At 71.7% G+C, this 18,329-nt stretch carries 13 protein-coding genes; 6 read left to right on the top strand and 7 right to left on the bottom strand.

What is annotated here, in order from left to right; all coding sequences use genetic code 11:
- Positions 1 to 8: 8 nt before the first annotated feature.
- From SK095_RS00740 to SK095_RS00730, 3 genes are read right to left on the bottom strand one after another with little or no spacing between them, the layout of a single operon-like run.
- Complete coding sequence (locus SK095_RS00740) at positions 9 to 2,063, bottom strand: TolC family protein (protein ID WP_320547561.1); 2,055 nt, start codon at positions 2,061 to 2,063, stop codon at positions 9 to 11.
- The gene (locus tag SK095_RS00735; protein WP_136491605.1) at positions 2,064 to 3,368 is read right to left on the bottom strand and encodes a glycosyltransferase family 2 protein; all 1,305 of its coding nucleotides are present in this window, start codon (positions 3,366 to 3,368) and stop codon (positions 2,064 to 2,066) included.
- Positions 3,369 to 3,371: 3 nt separating this feature from the next.
- On the bottom strand, positions 3,372 to 4,757 hold the full coding sequence (locus SK095_RS00730; RefSeq protein WP_320547560.1) for a diguanylate cyclase: 1,386 nt from the start codon (positions 4,755 to 4,757) through the stop codon (positions 3,372 to 3,374).
- A 139-nt stretch (positions 4,758 to 4,896) separates the two neighbouring features.
- Here SK095_RS00730 and SK095_RS00725 point away from each other — a divergent pair, with 139 nt between their 5' ends.
- Entirely contained in the window at positions 4,897 to 5,148 is a 252-nt protein-coding gene (locus SK095_RS00725; protein ID WP_320547559.1) for a hypothetical protein, read from the top strand.
- A 136-nt stretch (positions 5,149 to 5,284) separates the two neighbouring features.
- Here SK095_RS00725 and SK095_RS00720 read toward each other — a convergent pair whose 3' ends face one another.
- The 4 genes from SK095_RS00720 to recC all read right to left on the bottom strand — a co-directional run bounded on the left by SK095_RS00720 (position 5,285) and on the right by recC (position 15,081).
- On the bottom strand, positions 5,285 to 5,731 hold the full coding sequence (locus SK095_RS00720) for a bacteriohemerythrin (RefSeq protein WP_136491602.1): 447 nt from the start codon (positions 5,729 to 5,731) through the stop codon (positions 5,285 to 5,287).
- Between the two features lie 142 nt (positions 5,732 to 5,873).
- Positions 5,874 to 7,955 (bottom strand): exodeoxyribonuclease V subunit alpha, encoded by a 2,082-nt coding sequence (gene recD, locus SK095_RS00715; protein WP_320547558.1) that lies wholly within the window; start codon positions 7,953 to 7,955, stop codon positions 5,874 to 5,876.
- Entirely contained in the window at positions 7,952 to 11,632 is a 3,681-nt protein-coding gene (recB, locus tag SK095_RS00710; RefSeq protein ID WP_320547557.1) for an exodeoxyribonuclease V subunit beta, read from the bottom strand. The genes recD and recB overlap by 4 nt, the downstream gene beginning before the upstream one ends.
- Entirely contained in the window at positions 11,629 to 15,081 is a 3,453-nt protein-coding gene (gene recC / locus SK095_RS00705) for an exodeoxyribonuclease V subunit gamma (RefSeq protein WP_320547556.1), read from the bottom strand. The genes recB and recC overlap by 4 nt, the downstream gene beginning before the upstream one ends.
- 92 nt (positions 15,082 to 15,173) lie before the next feature.
- On the opposite strand from recC, the gene SK095_RS00700 reads away from it, so the two are divergent.
- The 5 genes from SK095_RS00700 to SK095_RS00680 all read left to right on the top strand — a co-directional run bounded on the left by SK095_RS00700 (position 15,174) and on the right by SK095_RS00680 (position 18,304).
- Entirely contained in the window at positions 15,174 to 15,395 is a 222-nt protein-coding gene (locus SK095_RS00700; protein ID WP_320547555.1) for a DUF3565 domain-containing protein, read from the top strand.
- A 224-nt stretch (positions 15,396 to 15,619) separates the two neighbouring features.
- Positions 15,620 to 16,060 carry a type IV pilin protein gene (locus SK095_RS00695; RefSeq protein WP_320547554.1) on the top strand — a complete coding sequence of 147 codons (441 nt, stop codon included), beginning with the start codon at positions 15,620 to 15,622 and terminating at the stop codon, positions 16,058 to 16,060.
- A gap of 2 nt (positions 16,061 to 16,062) precedes the next feature.
- Positions 16,063 to 16,623: a type IV pilus modification protein PilV gene (pilV, locus tag SK095_RS00690; RefSeq protein WP_320547553.1), complete on the top strand. Its 561-nt coding sequence runs from the start codon at positions 16,063 to 16,065 to the stop codon at positions 16,621 to 16,623.
- Positions 16,620 to 17,822 carry a PilW family protein gene (locus SK095_RS00685; protein ID WP_320547552.1) on the top strand — a complete coding sequence of 401 codons (1,203 nt, stop codon included), beginning with the start codon at positions 16,620 to 16,622 and terminating at the stop codon, positions 17,820 to 17,822. The genes pilV and SK095_RS00685 overlap by 4 nt, the downstream gene beginning before the upstream one ends.
- Positions 17,819 to 18,304 carry a hypothetical protein gene (locus tag SK095_RS00680; RefSeq protein ID WP_320547551.1) on the top strand — a complete coding sequence of 162 codons (486 nt, stop codon included), beginning with the start codon at positions 17,819 to 17,821 and terminating at the stop codon, positions 18,302 to 18,304. The genes SK095_RS00685 and SK095_RS00680 overlap by 4 nt, the downstream gene beginning before the upstream one ends.
- The last annotated feature ends 25 nt before the right edge of the window (positions 18,305 to 18,329 follow it).

Here is an 18,329-nt window from a genome sequence, read left to right as displayed (position 1 = left end):
GCGGCGCCTCAACGGGGATAGTGTGGCCAGGCCTGCCAGTCGACGCCGCCCAGCGCCGTGCCCTGCAGCCGCGTCTGCCAGCGGCGGACCTGCTCCTGCAGCTCGCCGCGGCTGCGCCCGGCCAGGCTTTCGCTCGCCGGCAGCTGCGGCTCGACGCTCTGCGCCAGACGAAAGCGCAGCGCCGGCCAGCGCCGGGCGATATCTTCCGCCAGGGCGGCGCTGCGCCCGGTGTCGGCGGTGTAGATCATCAGGCTGACCTGGCGGACGCCCAGCCCCGGCAGCGCACAGGGCACGCAGGGCGTGCCGGGGTCGGCGGCGAACCAGCGGTGGTGGCTGGACAGCTCCACCGGCCAGGGACTGCTGCGCACCGCCAGCGCCAGGGTATCCAGCCAGTCCTGCAGGCGCTGGCCGGGCACCGGCCAGCCGAGCTGCTCCACCTCCAGATCCAGATGCAGACCGGCGAAGGGCAGCCCGGCCAGGCGCGCCAGCAGCAGCCCCAGCTCGCTGCGCTGCCCGCTGCGCAGCCAGTCCGGTTCGCCGAGCAGCAGCAGCGGCTCCAGGCCGGCGGCGCGCGCCTCTGCCAGCAGCGCCCGCAGCTCGCCTTCGAGCGCGTCCAGGCGTGCGACCTGCGCCGCGCTCAACCCCAGGTACAGGCGCTGCATGCCGGCCTCGCGCAGGGCGCGCAGCTCGGCGGGCCGGCGCTGGCGATCGAGCAGCGCGCGGCTGTCCCAGACGTACACGCCCTGGCGCCAGTCGGCGCCCTCCTCCACGGCCTGCGCCCAGTGCTCGCGGGCAGTGCCGAGCAGCGGCGCGGCGGCGGCATCGTCGGCGAACAGACGCAACTCCGCCTCGGCCAGCCACAGCCCGTGCCAGGCCGCGACCTGTTGCAGGCTGACCTCGTGCAGCTCCAGCTCGGCTTCCTGGCGGCGCGCCATGCCGGCCTCGCCCTCCAGAGCGTCGCGCAGGCGCCGCTCGACCGTACGGCGGCGGGCGACCTCCCGTTGCTCGCCCTGCCACTGCAGCGCCTCCAGCGCCAGCCGATGGCTGCGCAGGGCCTGCGCCAGGCTGCGGCGCAAGTCATGGCGCTCGGCCTCCAGCGCCGCCTCGGCGGCCCGGTAGCGCGCCTCGCCCTCGCGTTGCCGGGCATTGCCGTAGCCGAGCAGGTCCAGGGGCGCGGACACGTCCAGGCTGGCGACCCAGTCGCCGCCGGACTGCCGGGTGCCGCTGCGCCGCTCGAAATCGCGGCTCAGGCTGACGCTCGACTCCAGCAGCGCATACCAGGGCAGCTCACGCTGGCGTCCCGCTTCGGCCAGCCGGCTGTGCCGCTCGGCCAGCTGCGGATGGCGCTCGAGCCCCTCGAGCCAGGCCGCCAGGGGCTGCGGCCGGCTGGCCAGCGGCTCGGCCTGCGCAGTGCTCGCCGGCGCGAGCGCGCGCCCGGCCAGCACGCCCAGCCAGTCGAGCGCCTGCATCCGGGCGGCGTCCGCCGCGGCGCAGCGCCGTTGCAGGGCGCGCCAGCGGCTGCGCAGCGCGTCGGCTTCGGCCGGCAGCATCCAGCCGGCCTGGCGGCGCGCCTGCAGGGCGTCCTGCGCCGCCGGTGCGGCATCCGCCAGCGCATGGCACAGGCGCTGCTCCTCCTGCGCCCGCCACCAGTCGGCATAGGCGCTGCGCACCTGCAGGCGCTGCCCGGCGCGCAGCAGGGCCAGGCGCAGACGCTGGCGCTCCTGCTCGTCCAGGCCGGACTGCACCTGCGCCAGCCGGCGGTGCAGGCTGCCGAGCAGCGGATGGCGCACGCCGAGGGCCAGGTTGCGCCCGTGATAGTCGTCGCGCCGCTCGCTGTCGTTCAGTTCGTGGTAGCGGCCGGCGCTGGCCGCGCCGAACAGCTGCCAGCCGGCCTCGGCCCGGCGCTGCTCGACGACGGCCGCCTGCGCCGCCAGCTCGGCGACGAGCTGGCGCTCGGCGGGCGCAGGCGGCAAGCCGTTCAGCAGCTCGTCCAGCGCCAGCGGCGCGGCCTGCAGCGAAGCGGACAGGCACAGCGCCAGCGGCAGCAGCGGTATTCGTGCCATTCAGAACCTCTTGCCCCTCTTCAGCACCCACCAGGGCGCCATGCCGCTCTCCTCGTGGCCGCGGCGCAGCATCTCGTTGAGTATGGCCACCGCGCTCCAGCAGCGCATGAACAGCATGCACGGCGGGAACAGCAGGACCAGCGGGGCCAGCCGGAGGTCCTCGCGCAGCCGTTCGGAGACCGCCAGCAGCAGGACGGCGTAGAGCAGCAGGGTGACGCCCAGATAGACCAGGTAGATCAGCGCCCCGAGCAGCAGCAGGCGCGGCCAGGGCAGCAGCAGCGGACCGATCAGGCAGTAGCCGAGGATGATGAAGGGCAGCACCAGCTGGAAGAACAGGCCGGTGAACAGGGTGACCAGGAAGTTCGGCCAGCCGAGCTGGCGCGGCGCCAGGCTGTGGCGGTGCTTGCGGATGTACAGGAAGTACAGGTCGCCGTCCCAGCGCAGGCGCTGGCGCAGCAGCTGGCCGAGGCCGACCGGCACGTCGGTGTGGCCGACCGCGGCCGGCTCGAAGGGAATGCGCAGCGGCGCGCGGCCGAAATAGCTCTTGATGCGCAGGGTGATGTCCAGATCCTCGGCGGTGTGGGTATCCCAGCCGCCGATCTTGTCGAGGAAGCTGCGGCGGAAGGCGCCGAACGCGCCGGAGATGTTGTTCACCAGGTTCCATTCGCCGAGGCCGATCTTGGCCAGGTGGATGGACAGCAGGTACTCCAGCGCCTGCAGCGCCGTCACCCAGGAGGCGAACGGATTGCGCACCCGCAGGCTGCCGGCCACCGCCGGCACCCGGGGGTCGACGAAGTGGCGCACCATGGCCGCCACCATGTCGTTGTCGAAGGAAGTGTCGCCGTCCAGGGCCATGACGATCTCGCCGTGGCAGTAGGCCAGCCCGGCATTCAGCGAGGAGACCCGGCCGCCGCGCTGCCACTTGGCGATCGGGCGCAGGTGGCGGCGCGGATAGCGCCCGGGATCGACGCGGAAATCGCGGATCGCCTGCAGCGTGTCGCGGTTGACCGCGGCGCCGTCGACCACCGGGATCAGCTCGATCTCCCCCGGATAGACCTGCTCGCAGAGGCTCTGCAGGGTCCTGGTCACATCCGCCCCTTCGCTGTAGCAGGTGACGATGCACGACACCACAGGCCGGTAGGGCGTGACCAGGGGCTGCCGCTCGCCCCGGCGGACGAACCAGCGCAGCACACCGAGCACCACCAGCAGATTCAGCGGCACCTCGAACAGCAGGAAGGCCGGCAGCAGGGCGAACAGCCCTCCCTCGCGACCCAGCTCGGCCAGCAGTCCCGCCAGCGCCTCCATCGCTCACTCCAGCTCGCCGGCCAGGCGCGCCAGCAGCAGGGGACCGTCCTCCTGCTCGAGCAGGTCCTGCGGCGCGCTGAAACCCACCGTGCTCAGCTCGATGCCGTGGGCCGCGGCGTCGCCGAGCAGGCCGCTGGGGCGGGTCAGCCGCTGGCGCAGGCTGGCCAGCCCGGCGGCATCGGTGTGCGGCAGCAGCATCCAGAACAGCTCCTCGCTGGCGCGCGTACAGCGGTCGGTCTCGCGCACTATCTCCAGCAGGCGCTCGAGCAGACCGTCGATCAGCGCGTGGGCGCGCAGCTCGCCCAGCGTGCGCAGGTTGTGCAGGCGCATGCCCAGCACCGAGAACGGCGGCCCGCCGTAGCGCCGCACCAGCTCGATCTGCCAGCTCAGCAGCTCGGCGAACTCGCGGCCGCCGCGCAGGTTGAGGCGCAGCAGGGTCAGCTCCGCTCGCCCGGCCTCGCCCAGGCCCTGGCGGCAGTGCAGCCGGCCGGCGTCGGTCAGCCGGTAGTGGCGCACCTCGCGCACCCGCAGGCGCTCCGGCGCCTGCACCTGGCCGCAATCCAGGCAGCGCGCCTCGATCCGCGCATCGACGAAGAACGCCTGGCAGTGGCGACAGCCGTAGTTCTCCAGCGGCCGGTCGTAGTCGCTGCCGATGTGGCGCAGGCGGGTCAGGCAGTTCGGGCACAGCAGCAGCCCCTCCCTGACGAACAGCTCCTGCGGGCCCACGTGCCCGCAGGTGAAGCAGTGCAGCGACGGCTGGCGGGCGATGTCGAGATCGCCGCACTCGGGACAGACGTCGACGTAGTTGAGACGCCCCGAACCGCAGCGGTTGCACAGTCGCAGCCGGTCGACCAGTTCGCCGGCCTGCAGCCAGCCCTGCTGGGCCATCAGCTGCAGCCAGACGAAGTCGTTGACCGTCTCCTCCTCGGCCAGCACCTCCAGCAGCGGGTAGCGGTAGTGCCGGGCCACCGCGGTGTCGCGCAGGGCGCGGACCTCGCCGGCCGCGCGCAGCCACAGCCAGGCCAGCACCCGGCTGTCGAAGCGCTCGGGCGCCACGCCACGGTTGAACAGCGCGAAACGGCCGCGCCACAGCCGCCACTGGGCGACCAGGGCGTCGGCCTGCGCCGGCGGCGCGCCGTCGCCCAGCGCCAGGCACCAATCATCCTGGTCGCGGCAGCAGTAGATCGGCAGGAAGCGGCAGCCCTCGGCGCGGCGCAGCTGCTGCAGCGCCTGCCCGGCCTGCGCGCCGGGCTGGTCGAGCAGCAGGACGTCCCACGGACCGGCGGCCAGCAGCGCGCCGAGATCATGGAAGACGTGAACCTGCGGATAGGGCAGCTCCCGGGCACCGGGCGCCGCCAGCACCGCAATGCGGGGAGTGGTCGCCGACATGCCGGGCTCCGCGGTGGCCGCGTGCGGGTGTTGTCAGCGTAGACCAGCTGTCAGGCGGAGGGATGCCGGCCCGCAGCGTGGCCAATCTGGCCTAAGGTTGTAGCTACGCCGATGCACCGCCCGAGGAGGAAGCAGGACCATGACTATCCGTACGCTCAAGCAGGCCCGGGGCCACACCGGCGAGGCGCAGGACGAATGGGAGCAGATCACCGATGGTCGCATCGTGGTCAGCTACAACACCGTGCGTGCCAACGCCGACGTCAGCTGGCGCCCCTATGCCAAGGAGGACGACTGGCAGGATCTGCCCTATGTGTCGGCCGACCTGCCCGCCGGCGACGAGAAGATCATCGCGTTCGTGCTGGACTATCTCGACCTCAACGAGGAGGACTGAGCGCCGGGCCGTCCGACGGCGGCGTCGCGAAGGCCTGCGCCAGCAGCCAGGGCAGCAGCTCGCCCGCCGCCGCGCGCAGGCAGAGGGGCGGTCGCTCCCCGACAGGGACGGATGTCGCCACCCGTCTCCGCGCAGCTCAGCCGAACAGCCGGGCGAAGAAGCTCTTCGGCCGCGGCTTGAGCGACGCCGCCAGGGCGACCTTGACGGTCTCGGCGTAGTCGGCGTCGTCGCGCTTGATGTGGTTGATCAGCCAGGCGCGCAGGGTGGTGAGCAGGTGGCGGGAGACATCCTCGCCCAGTTCGAAGCGGTACTGGAAGTCCTCGATCTTGCGGCAGAACAGCTCGTGGACCTTCTTGTGGGCATGATGGAAGGGATAGCCGGCCTGCTCCTGCAGGTCCTCCTCGAAGGCGAAGTGCGACATGGTGTACTCGACCAACTGCTCCAGCACCTCGCCGACCTCCGCGCGGCTCTGCCTGTCGATGGCCTGGTGCAGGTCGTTGATGTACTCGACGATGCGCCGGTGCTGGTTGTCGATGACCTCGATGCCGAGCTCGAGATCGCTGGTCCACTTCATGTAGCTCATGGGGTCGTCCTTGGAGGCGGGAAATGTCCGGCATTCTGACACCCGAGCCAGGTACGAAACACAACCGGGATCAAAAAGCCGGAAAACCGCCCATCCGACCTAGGCGCTGCGCCCCCGCCCGGCGGCGCAGCGTCGGCAGCGCTCAGCCGCCCAGTGCCTCCAGCAACCCGCTGCGCCGCTGCACCCGGCGCCTGACCGCCTCGTCGAACACCCCGGCGCGGCTCTCGATCAGGCTGAACCAGTGCCGGGCGCGGGTGATGCCGGTGTAGACCAGCTCCTTGGTCAGCACCGGGCTGAGGGTGTCGGGGAGGATCAGCGCGGTGTGGGCGAACTCCGAGCCCTGCGACTTGTGCACGGTCATGGCGAACACCGTCTCCACCGCGTTCAGCCGGCTGGGCAGGATGTAGCGCAGCTCGCCCGAGCCGTCGTTGCGCGGGAACACCACGCGCAGCACGCTGCGCGGCGCCTCGCCCGGGCGCTCGGCCGGCTCGGGCAGGCGCAGGGCGATGCCGATGTCGCCGTTCATCAGGCCCAGGCTGTAGTCGTTGCGGGTCACCAGCACCGGGCGGCCTTCGTACCAGCCCTGGTCGCTCTCCAGCAGGCCGCGCCGCTGCAGCGCGGAGGCGATGCGCGGGTTGAGCCCCTCGACGCCCCAGGCGCCCTTGCGCACCGCACAGAGCAGCTGGAAGTCGTCGAAGGCCGCGAGCACCCGCCCGGCCCATTGCGTCCACGCCGCGGCATCGGCCGGGGTGTCGGCCGGCGGGCGGCTGGCGTGCAGCACGTTCAGGTAGTGGGCGTAGCCCTGCGGCCGGCCCTCCCCCTGGGCCGCCAGGCCGTCGAGCAGCAGGCGCTCCAGATGCGCGTCCTGCTCGCCGCGCAGGCGCAGCAGGTGCAGGTCGGGATTGCCCGCAGCGAGGATCTCCCGCGCCGCCGCCGGCTCGCGGGCGTTGACCGCGCGGGCCAGGCGGCCGATGCCCGAACCGCCGGCGAAGCGCCGCGAGTGGCGCAGCATCACGGTGCGCTGGGCCAGCGGCCGGCGGACGGCATCGCCCTCCTGCAGCGCCGCATCGACCAGCCGCTCGCCGCCGACCTGCTCCAGCCAGGCGCGGGTCGCGGGCGCGTAGAAGCCGCCCTCGGCGTCGCGACACAGGTCGCCGAGCAGCGCGCCGGCCTCCACCGAGGCGAGCTGGTCCTTGTCGCCGAGCAGGATCAGCCGGGCGTGGCGCGGCAGCGCGTCGAGCAGGCAGGCCATCATCTCCAGGTCGATCATCGATGCCTCGTCGACCACCAGCACGTCGAGCGGCAGCGGATTGCCGGCGTGGTGGCGAAAGTGGCGGCTGTCCGGCCGGCTGCCGAGCAGGCGGTGCAGGGTGGTGACCTCGCTGGGGATCTGCGCGCGCACGCGCTCCTCGACCAGCAGCGAGGCGACCTGCGCGCCGATGGATTCGGTGAGCCGCGCGGCGGCCTTGCCGGTGGGCGCCGCCAGGCGGATGCGCAGCGGCTGGCCGGCAGCCAGCGCCGGCTCCTGCAGCAGCGCCAGCAGGCGCACCACGGTGGTGGTCTTGCCGGTGCCGGGGCCGCCGGTGATCAGGCCGAAGCTGCCGCGCGCGGCCAGCGCGCAGGCGAGCTTCTGCCAGTCGGTCTGGCGCACGCCGTCGACCAGCAGCGGCTCGGGGAACAGCCGCGCCAGGCGCGCGGCGAGATCATCCGGCAGCTCCGCCGTGTCGCCCAGGCGCGCGGCGAGGGCGGCAGCCACCGCCCGCTCGTAGTTCCAGTAGCGGCGCAGGTACAGGCGCTCGCCGTGCAGCACCAGCGGCGCGGCCTCGTCCGCGCCGTCGACCGCCACCAGGGCGCTGGCGCGCAGCGCCGCCTGCCAGTCGGCCAGGGTGGTGCCGGCGAGCACCTGCGACGGCAGCAGGGTCGCCCGCTCGGCGTCCTCGCCCTCGGGCGGCAGCGACAGGGCGAAATCCGGGCTGGCCAGGGTGGCGGCGAGGTCCAGGCAGACGTGGCCGTGGCCGAGCTGGTGGCTGGCCAGCGCGGCGGCGAGCAGCGCCAGCGGCGGGCTGCCGCCATCCAGTTCGACAAGGAAGGCGACCAGCGCGCGGTCCAGCTCGCGCAGCCAGCCGCGCGCGCCCCATTCGTCCAGCAGCTGCAGCAGATCGGCACTGCTGCGCAGCTCCACGGCCGGCGCCACGTCCATGCCCAGGGACAGTTGTTCGTTCATGCCATCGCCTCCGTCTGCTCGGCCTTTTCACCCTTGAACAGCGCGTCCAGCGCCTCGATCAGCACCCGCGGCGGGCGGGCGTGGTGGATGCCCTGCCCCGGTGCGCGGCTGCCGCGCAGGAACAGGTAGAGCGCTCCGCCCATGTGGCGGTCGTAGTCGTAATCCGGCAGGCGCAGTTGCAGCTGCCGGTGCAGCGCCAGCAGGTAGAGCACGTACTGCAGGTCGTAGCGGTGGCCGGCCACCGCGGCCGCCATCGCCTCGGCCGTGTAGGCCGCATCGCCCTCGCCCAGCCAGTTGGACTTGTAGTCGACCACGTAGTAGCGGCCGTCGTGCTCGAAGGTCAGGTCGATGAAGCCCTTGAACATGCCGTTGAGGGTGTCGCGGGCCAGCGCCGGGCGCGCCAGGCCGGGCAGCACATGCTGCTGCACCAGGCGGTCGAGCCGCCGCACGTCCACGTTGCGCGCCTCGAACCAGAACTCCAGCTCCGGCTGGTAGCTGGCGAGCTGCGCCAGCGCCACCGCGCGCCCTTCGTCCAGGACCAGCGGGGTGTCCAGCAGGTGCCGCAGCCAGGCGGCGAGCGGCTCGATCCATTCGGGCATGCCGCGCAGCTGGCAGCGCCGGGCGATCTGCTCGCGCAGTTCCGCGGGCTCGGCGGCCAGCTCGGCGAAGCCCTCGCGCCCGGCCATCTCCAGCAGGCCGTGGAGGAAGGTGCCGGGATTGGGGCCGCGCGGGAAGCGGTGCAGGCTCGGCGCGTCGCCCGTGCGCAGCGGCACGGCCAGGCTCTCGCGCTCGTCGTCGGCGGCCTTCTGCGCCGCCGGGCTGTCCGGCGCGGCGTCGTCGAAGCGGCTGGCGGGCGGCGCCTCGATCTCGCCGGTGCGCAGGGCGCTGTAGGAGGCGATCCACCAGTGCTCGGCGGCCTTGCGCGCCGGCTCGCGCCAGCTCAGCCCGGTCTGCCTGGCGACCGCCGCGACGAAGCGTGCGTCGCCGGCCTCAGGGGCCGGCAGCACGGTGCTCTCCCCGGCCACCGCCAGCGGCGCCAGCCACTGCGCCAGCGCCGCACTGCCCGCCAGCGCCGCGCCGCCGCCGAGCAGGTAGCCGAGCGCCGAGCGATGCAGCCCGGAGGCCTTGCCGCGGCCGTCCTTCAGGTCGGCGACACCCAGCCAGCAGGCGTGGCGGGCACGGGTCAGCGCCACGTAGAGCAGGCGCAGCTCCTCGCCGAGGCGCTCGCGGTCGGCGCGCTCGACAGTCTCGTCATCGGGATCGAGCACCAGGCTACGCCGCTCGCCGTCGTGGACCGCCAGCGGCTTGCCGCCTTCCGCCGGGCGGAAGGCGCAGATGAACGGCAGGAACACCAGCGGATACTCGAGGCCCTTGGACTTGTGGATGGTCACCACGCGCACCAGCGCGGCGTCGCTCTCCAGGCGCAGCACCTGCTCCTCGGCGGCCTGGATCTCGCCGACCAGCAGCTCGGACAGGTGGCGGATCAGCGCCTGCTCGCCGTCCAGCTCGGCGGCGGCCTGCTGCAGCAGCTCGGCCAGGTGCAGCAGGTTGGTCAGCGCGCGCTCGCCGTCGGCGCGGGCCATCAGTCGCTGCGGCAGGGCGAAGTCGTGGAGCAGCTGGCGCAGCATGGGCAGCACGCCCTGGCGCTGCCAGCGCTGGCGGTAGCCGCGGAACTGCATGACCCGCCGCTCCCAGATGCGCTCGTCCTGGTTGAGCTGCTCCAGCTCGCCCAGCGCGAGGCCCAGGGTGCGGCTGGCCAGCGCGGCGCGCAGCGGGCGGTCGACGTCCGGCTCGGCGCAGGCGCGCAGCCACAGCAGCAGGTCGCGGGCCTCCTGGCTGGCGAACACCGAGTCCTTGTCGGACAGGTAGACGCTGCGCACGCCGCGCCGGTACAGCTGGTCGCGGATCGCCTCGGCCTCCTTGCGGTCGCGCACCAGCACGGCGATGTCGCTGGGCGCGAGGGCGTCGAAACCGTCCGCCTTGGCGAAGCCGGCCTGGCCCTGCTGGCCGAGGCTCAGCAGGCGGACGATCTCGCTGGCTGCGCGCGCGGCCATCTCGGCGCGATAGGTGGTGGCGGACAGCGGCTCGTCGCCGGCCAGCTGCCAGAGGGTCAGCGCCGGCGGCGTCTGCCCCTCGACCTGCCAGACCTCCTTGCGGCCGGCGGCACGCACCTCGACGAACGGCAGCTCGTCCTGGAACAGGAAGGCCCCCTGCCCGCCCGGACGCCGCTCGGCCAGCTCGAACACCCGGTTGACCGCATCGACCAGCACCTGGCTGGAGCGGAAGTTGGTGTCCAGATTCTCGTGACGGCCTGCGGTGGCTCTACGGGCGTGCAGGTAAGTGTGGATGTCGGCGCCGCGGAAGGCGTAGATCGCCTGCTTGGGATCGCCGATCAGGAACAGTCCGGTGGCCTGATCGTCGCTCTCGACGCGGTAGATGGCATCGAAGATGCGGTACTGCAGCGGGTCGGTGTCCTGGAATTCGTCGATCAGCGCCACCGGAAACTGCTTGCGGATCACCCCGGCCAGCCGCACACCGTTGTCGCCCTGCAGGGCGGCGTCGAGGCGGGCGAGCATGTCGTCGAAGCCCATCTCGGCGCGGCGGCGCTTCTCCTGGTCGAAGCGCCGGCCGATCCAGGCGGCGGCGTGGCGCAGCGCCGGCTCGGCCGGATCGGCGAGCGCCTGCAGGCGCTGCTCGAGGGTCTCCATGTCCTGCAGGGCCTCGCGCACCGCCGCGCTCAGCGTGAGTTCGACACCCTTCTTGCAGGCATCGCGCAGGCCGTCGAGCTTGAAGCGCTTGAAGTGGTCGTCCTTGAACGACAGCTCGCCATCCCCCTCGCACCAGGCGCGGAGCATCGCCAGGCGCGGCTCGAAAGTCTTGGCGCCGAGCTTGGTGCCGTTGAACTGACCGGCCGCACTGGCCTCGCGATAGAACGTCTCAAGCGCGCAGATCCAGCCCTGCCACGGCTGCCTGATCCGTTCCAGCCCGGCCTGCCGGACAGCCAGCGCCGCCTCGAGCAGCGCGCCCAGCGTCTCCGCCGGCGCGGCGGCCGCCTCGCCCAGCAGCGGGCGCAGCCTGCCGAGCAGCGTGTCCGGATGCTGCCAGTGGTTCATCACCCAGCCCAGCGCGGCGCCGTCCAGCGGGTAGCACTGCTGGCGCCAGTAGTCGCGCACCACCTCGGCCATCAGCTCGCCGTGGTCGGTCTCCAGGGTCTGGGTGAACAGGCTGCCGCTGTCGAAGGCGTGCTCGCGCAGCATGCGCTGGCACCAGCCGTGGATGGTGGAGACCGCCGCCTCGTCCATCCACTGCGCGGCGATGTCCAGCCGGCGCGCGCAGGCCGGCCACAGCCCGGGCGGAAAATCGCCGCGCAGCTGCTGCAGCAGGTCGTCGCCCGCCTCCTCCGCGCGGAACACCCGGGCGGCCTGCACCAGCCGGGCGCGGATGCGCTCGCGCAGCTCGCGGGTGGCGGCGTCGGTGAAGGTCACCACGAGGATTTCCGGCGGCAGCAGTTCGCGGCCGAAGCCGGTTTCGCCCTCGCCGTGGCCGAGCACCAGGCGCAGGTACAGGGCGGAGATGGTGAAGGTCTTGCCGGTGCCGGCACTGGCCTCGATCAGCCGGCTGCCGCGCAACGGGAAACGCAGCGCCAGGGGGCGCTGGTCGTGGGTGATCGGGCTCATGCGTCAGCCCCCTCCTTGAGTTCTTCGATTTCCGCCTGCAGCAGCGCCTGGTAGAGGTCCTGGCTCCAGGCCTGGAAGTCGCCGTCGGCGGTGAGCGCGGCGAAGTCCGGGTACTGGCGCGCCAGGCTGGCGCTCTTCTCGACCTCGCCGGTGCGCTGGTAGCCGCCCTCGTAGGTTTCGCAGGCCGCCCTGGCCGCCTTCTCCTCGTCCCCGGCCGACAGCCAGGCGATGGCGGTATCCAGCGCCACCGGCAGCGGCGCATTCAGGCCGGCCGCGTAGCCTTCCAGCCAGCCGCGCAGGATGCCCCGGGCCCGCCCGGGCTCGACGGGGGCCAGCCGCAGGCTGATATCCTCGCCGACCAGCAGGCTGGTCAGGCGCAGCCCGCAGGCCGCCGCGGCGACGTGCGCGACCCAGGCGCCGAGCAGACGCCGCCACTTCAGCGCCTTGCCCTTCTTGTCCTTCAGCGCCCCCGGCTGCAGCTCGATGCGCGCCAGCTCGCCGTCCGCGCCGCGCGTGCGCAGGCCGCCGAGCCAGCCGTCCAGCTCGACGCCGGCATGCTCGAACTGCAGCGCCCTGGGCGACTGCAGCCGCTCGGGCCACAGGGCGCACAGCGCCCGATAGCGCTGCACCTGCGCCGGCAGCGGCGCCAGCACCTGCTCGCGCAGGCGCTCGCCGAAGCCGGCCAGCGGCAGCTGGCCGCTGCGCTGCAGGCGCAGGGCGGTGGCCTGCAGCGCCGGCTCGACCTGCCCGGCGCCCTCCTCCAGCACCAGGCTGGCGGCGCCGAGCAACGTCTGGCGCAGCTGGTACAGCTGCAGGCCGTCGAGGCCGAAGGGTTCCTCGTCGAGCTGCGCCCTGGCCTCCTCGTCGAGATGCACCTTGAGGCGCTGGGTGAAGAAGTGCCTGACCGGGTCGCGCAGGAAGCCCTGCAGGGTTTCCAGGCCGAGCGGCGCGTCGGCCTGGAACGGCGGCAGCGCCTGCCCCGCCGCCTCCGTGCCGGCCGGGCGATGCAGCGCGGCCCACTCGCGGGCGTAGCTGAACAGCGCCGGATCGACCTCGGCGAAGTAGTCGCGGCTGAACGGCTGCAGCGGGTGCACGGTGGTCAGCGCGCCCAGCAGGTCGCCGTCGCCGGCCAGCGTCCAGCCGCTGGCCAGATGGTCGCGCAGTTGGCCGACCAGCACCGAGGCCGGGCGCTCGCTGTTGTCGCGGATGCTGCGCCCCACCCAGCTGACGTACAGCTGCTCGCGGGCGGCGAGCAGCGCCTCCAGCAGCAGGTAGCGGTCGTCCTCGCGGCGCGAGCGATCGCCGGGGCGGTAGTCGCCGGCCATCAGGTCGAAGTCCAGCGGCGTGGCGCTGCGCGGGTAGTCGCCGTCCTGCATGCCGAGCAGGCAGACCAGGCGGAACGGGATGGCGCGCATCGGCATCAGGGTGCAGAAATTCACCGCGCCGGCCAGGAAGCGCTGGCTGAGGCGGCCCTGATCCAGCGCGCCGAGCCAGGCCTCGCGCGCCACGCCGAGCGGCAGCGGCTCTATCAGCCCGACGCCGGCGCACAGCGCCAGCCAGTCGTCCAGCGCCTCGCCCATCTGGCCGAGCAGGGTCTCGTCGCGCTCGCTCTGCGCGCAGAAGAAGTCCGCGAGCAGGCCGCGCAGGGTCTCGCCCCACTGCTGCGCCGCGGCCGGCTTGGCCAGCCGCCGATGCAGGGCGTCGATGGCGTCGAGCAGGGCGACCAGCGGGCCGATCAGCGCGGCGTCCAGGCCGCCGATCTCGTCATAGGGCTCGATGCCGGCATAGGCCGCACCGCGCCCCACGGCGTAGCCGAGCAGCATGCGGCGCAGGCCGAAGCGCCAGGTGTTCTGCTCCAGGCCTTCCGGCAGGCCGAGCGCGGCGCGGCGCTCGGCGTCCAGCCCCCAGCGGATGCCGGCGCCCTCGATCCAGCGGTGCAGGGTCGGCAGCTCGCCCTCGTCGATGCCGAAACGCGCGCGCAGCGCCGGCACGTCGAGCAGGTCGAGCACCTCGCTGACGGTCAGTCGCCCCTCCGGCAGTTTCAGCAGGTGTTCGACGGCGATCAGCAGCGGCTCGCAGCCGCGCTGGCCCTGGTCGGCCAGGGTGAAGGGAATCCAGCGCGGATCGTCCTGGGCGTACTGGCCGAACACCGCCTGGATGTGCGGCGCGTAGGCGTTGACGTCGGGGACCATGACGATGATCTCGCGCGGGCGCAGGGTCGGGTCGGCGGAGAAGCGCGCCAGCAACTGGTCGTGGAGGATCTCCACCTCGCGCTGCGCGCTGTGGGCGATGTGGAAACGCAGCGAGCGGTCCCGGGCCGGATCGAGCGGCGGCCAGGCGGCGCGGGTTTCGCCAAGGGTGCGCAGCTCGAGGATGTCGTCCTGCAACTGGCCGAGCAGGTGGCCGGTGTCGCCCGGCGCGAACAGGTCGACCCGCTGCCCCAGCGCGGCGAAGCGCTCGCGGTAGTGCTCGGGGTCGTCGTGCATGTCGAGCAGGTTGATGTAGTCGCGGCCCTGCTTGCCCCAGGCGGCCAGCAGCGGGTGGGCGTGCTGGTGCAGCTCGTCGGCGGACAGCCCCGCCGCCATGCCGGCCTTGCGCGCATGGCGGCGGTACTGGTGGCGCAGCAGGTCCTGGTCGGGAACGATGTCGCCCCAGTGGTGCCGGCAGGGGTTGTGCACGCAGAGCAGCACCTGGCTGAAGCGCGCCAGCGCGGCCAGCGCCTCGAGGGTCTGCGCCGGCAGCGAGGAGATGCCGAACACGACCACCCGCCGCGGCAGGCCGCGCGGCCGCCGCTCGACGCTGCGCAGGCGCTCGACGAAGCGCGGATGCACCCCGGCGCGGCTTTCCGCCAGTTGCTCGTCACCGACGTCGGCGAGCAGCGCGCGCCACAGCGCCGGCTGCCAGAGCGCCGCCTCGTCCAGCGCCCTCATGCCGCCGCGCGAGGTGCGCAACCGGTCGCGGCCGGCGGCCCAGTCGGCCAGCCAGTCGGCGCGGTACACCTGGTACTGGTCGAACAGGTCGGCCAGGCGCTCGGCCAGCTGGTGGCGCTTGCGCAGGTCGCCGTCGTCCTCGAGGAAGCGGCGCAGCGGGGCGAAGACCTCGCCATCCAGCAGGCCGGGCAGCAGACGCATCAGCCGCCAGGTCATCGGCGCCTTGTCCAGCGGCGACTCGCGCGGAATGGCGTCGCCGCCGAGCACCGCGCGGTAGCTCTGCCAGAGGAAGCGCGCCGGCAGCTCGACCTGCACGGCGGCGGCGATGCCGCAGCCCTGCTGCTCGGCCAGCGCCAGCTTCAGCCACTGGGCGATGCCGTTGCTCTGCACCAGAACCACCTCGTTCTCCAGCGGCGCCAGCGGATAACGCTGCATCCACGCCACCGCCAGCTCGCGCAGCTCCTCCAGGCGGTTGCCGTGCACCACCATCAGCCCCGGCGTCAGCTCGTTGTCCTGCATGTCCTGCTCCCTCGACCGACAGAACGCGCATTGTGCCACCGGGGTGCGACAAAGGGTGTCGCGGGGGAATGGCCGGCTGCTAACCTGCCGCGATGAAACAGCCCATCACCGGTTATCACCGCGACGAAGAAGGCCACTGGGTCGCCGAACTGGCCTGCGGCCACAACCAGCACGTGCGCCACGACCCGCCATGGGTCAGCCGGCCGTGGGTGACCACGCCCGAGGGGCGGGCGCGGATGCTGGGTCACGAGCTGCAGTGCAGGAAATGCGCCGAGGGTGCGCCGGCTGATGCCCTCCACCGGCAGTCACGATGAACCTCCGGTCGGCTCCATGATGACCGATGTGATCCAGCTCAATCTTTCCGCGCATGGCCATTTACATTCCCCGCATTACCTGTAAAACCTGCGCATACTTTGCATCGCTAAGGATTGGCGTCAGATAACCGGCGAACCCCCCTTCGGGTCCAGCCATCAACGATCAATCCGGGCAGCGCAAACTCGCCCCCAGACTCCGAATGCGGAGATGCGGCGCTACACACATGACAAACCAGAACAACAGCCGGGGGCAGGAGGCCCCCACTCGACAGCGTGGCTTCACTCTCATCGAATTGATGATCACAGTCGCGATCATCGCCATCCTGGCAGGGATTGCCTACCCGAGTTACCAGCAGTACGTCATCCGCGGCAAGCGCGCCGAAGCGCAAGCGCAGATGATGGACATCGCCAACCTCCAGCAGCAGTACCTGCTGGCCAATCGCGCCTATGCGAGCAAGTCCCAGCTGGGCTATGCACTGCCGGCGTCGGTCAGTCAGATCTACGCCGACACCATCCTGAGGTGTCCCGGCGATACCGGCTGCGGCACGTCGAGCCTGCCCTCCTTCACGATCACTTTCACGCCGAAGTCTGGTACCTCCCAGGCCGGCGACGGCGCCCTGACGCTGAACAGCGAGGGCGTCAAGACCCCAGCCGGGAAGTGGTGATCATGATCCGCTCCTTCGCGCATCAGCGGGCCTTCTCGCTGATAGAGGTGCTCGTCACCATCCTGATTCTTTCGGTGGGCCTGCTGGGCATCGCCGGTCTGCAGGCGCGCCTGCAGATGTCCGAGGTGGAGGCCTACCAGCGTTCGCAGGCCCTGATCCTGCTGAACGATATGGCCAATCGTCTGGCAGGCAATCGCAATGCGGCGGCGAGCTACGCGACTGGCTCCACGAGCCCCGTCGGCTACGGCACCACCTGCAGCACTTCGACGGCCACCCGCAAGGACGTGGACCTTGGCGAGTGGTGCACCGCCCTGCAGGGCGGTGCGGAGAGCGACGGCGAGAACCGGGTCGGCGCCATGACCGGCGGACGCGGTTGCATCGAGTCGCTCGGCGGCGGCGAGTATCTGATCACCGTGGCCTGGCAGGGCATGACGCCGATTGCCGCGCCACCTGCGGGCCTGGCCTGCGGCACCGGACTGTACAACGGCGACGCCGGATCGTCCTGCAGCAGCGACCGCTGTCGTCGCGTCGTCTCCACAGTCGTTCGGATTCCCAACCTATGATCTCTGCAAATCGCAGCGCGGCTCATGCCGCGCGACATGCGCCTGCGCGCCCGCCCCAGTCGGGCTTCAGCCTGATCGAACTGATGGTCGCCTCGACCGTGGGCCTGGTGATCATGCTGGCGATCCTGACGCTCTACACCAACACCAGCCGCAACAACGCCGAGCTGAGCAGGACCAGCGTGCTGATCGAAAGCGGCCGGCTGGGCATCCAACTGCTGCAGAAGGAGATCGCCCATGCCGGCTTCTGGGATCTGTACGTCCCCGAGTTCGACGACCTGACCTTCAAGAATGCACCGACCGTGCCGAGCGAGATCCCCGATCCGTGCCTGCCCCTGGCGAGCTGGGCGGGACAGGCCTCGAACGCGGAGAAGAACCTGCTCGGCATCGCCGTGCAGGTGCACGACTCCGTGCCGTCGGGCTGCTCGACGCTGCTGAGCAACTGGAAGAGTGGTACCGACATCCTGGTGATACGCCACGCCCGGACCTGCGTGGCCGGCGCCAGCGGCTGCGATCCGCTGGTCGACGGCAAGCTCTACCTGCAGGTGTCCCGCGCTCAAGGCGGCAGCGCCTGCAGCAGCGCGATCCGCAACGAGCCACGCTACGTGCTGTCCACCGCGACAGGCTACGAGCTGCACAAGCGCGACTGCTCGCTGCTCCAGGAAAAGCGCCAGTACGTGTCGAACATCTACTACATCCGTAACTACTCGCTGCAGATCGGCGATGGCATCCCGACTCTGGTGCGCTCGGAGTTCGACCTGGAAGACGGTGTGATCAAGGCCAGGGCGCCGGTCGCGCTGATCGACGGTATCGAGGGACTCCGGGTCGATCTGGGAATCGACCGGATCAGCGACGCCGGCATCGACGTGATCAGCAATGCCGATACGGCCAAGCGCTGGACCGCCGCCGTCGCCTGGGCAAACGCCAAGCAGCTGAACTCGCCGATCAACCGCGGCGACGGCGTGCCCGACGAGTTCGTGCACTGCTCCGGGGTCTGCTCGATCGACCGGCTGGCCAATGTGGTGGCGGTCAAGGTCAGTCTGCTGGCACGCAACCGGCAGCCCACCCAGGGCCACACGGACAACCGCAGCTACACGCTGGGCAGCCAGACCATCGCCGCCGCCAACGATGCCTACAAGCGGCATGCGTTTTCCACGGTCGTGCGCCTGAACAACATCGCCGGCCGCCGGGAGACCCCATGAGAGCCATGTCCGCCTATCGGCGCCAGCGCGGCGCCACGCTGATCATCGGCCTGATCATGCTGCTGCTGTTCACCCTGATGGTTTCCAGCTCGTTCATGCTCAGTTCGACCAACCTCAAGGCGGTGGGCAACCTGCAGGCGCGCAACGAGGCAATCGCCGCCGCCAACAAGGCCATCGCCTACGTCCAGAGCACGAAATTCACCGATGCGCCGGCAGCCGATCAGGTCGGCCTCGACCTCGACAAGGACGGCACCGCCGAATACACCGCAGCGGTGGATGCCCCCGAGTGCGTTGCGGCCACCTTGGCCGCCTCCACGGCGCCGAGCAGCGTGACGCTGCCGACCATCGCCAGCACTTCCTGGAACACCGTGTGGCTGATCCGCGCCGCCGTCAACGACCCGGTCACCGGCGCCGCAGTGGCGGTGCGAGCCGGCGTTCGCGTACTGCTCAACCAGGCCGAGAAAGACAAGTCCTGCCCCTGACCCAGAGGCCCTTGGATAAGGAGTT

This window comes from Pseudomonas sp. AN-1 (genome assembly GCF_034057115.1).
Classification (GTDB): domain Bacteria; phylum Pseudomonadota; class Gammaproteobacteria; order Pseudomonadales; family Pseudomonadaceae; genus Geopseudomonas.
Note: the sequence above shows the minus strand (reverse complement) of the source record. Positions and strands in the feature narration are given on the sequence as shown.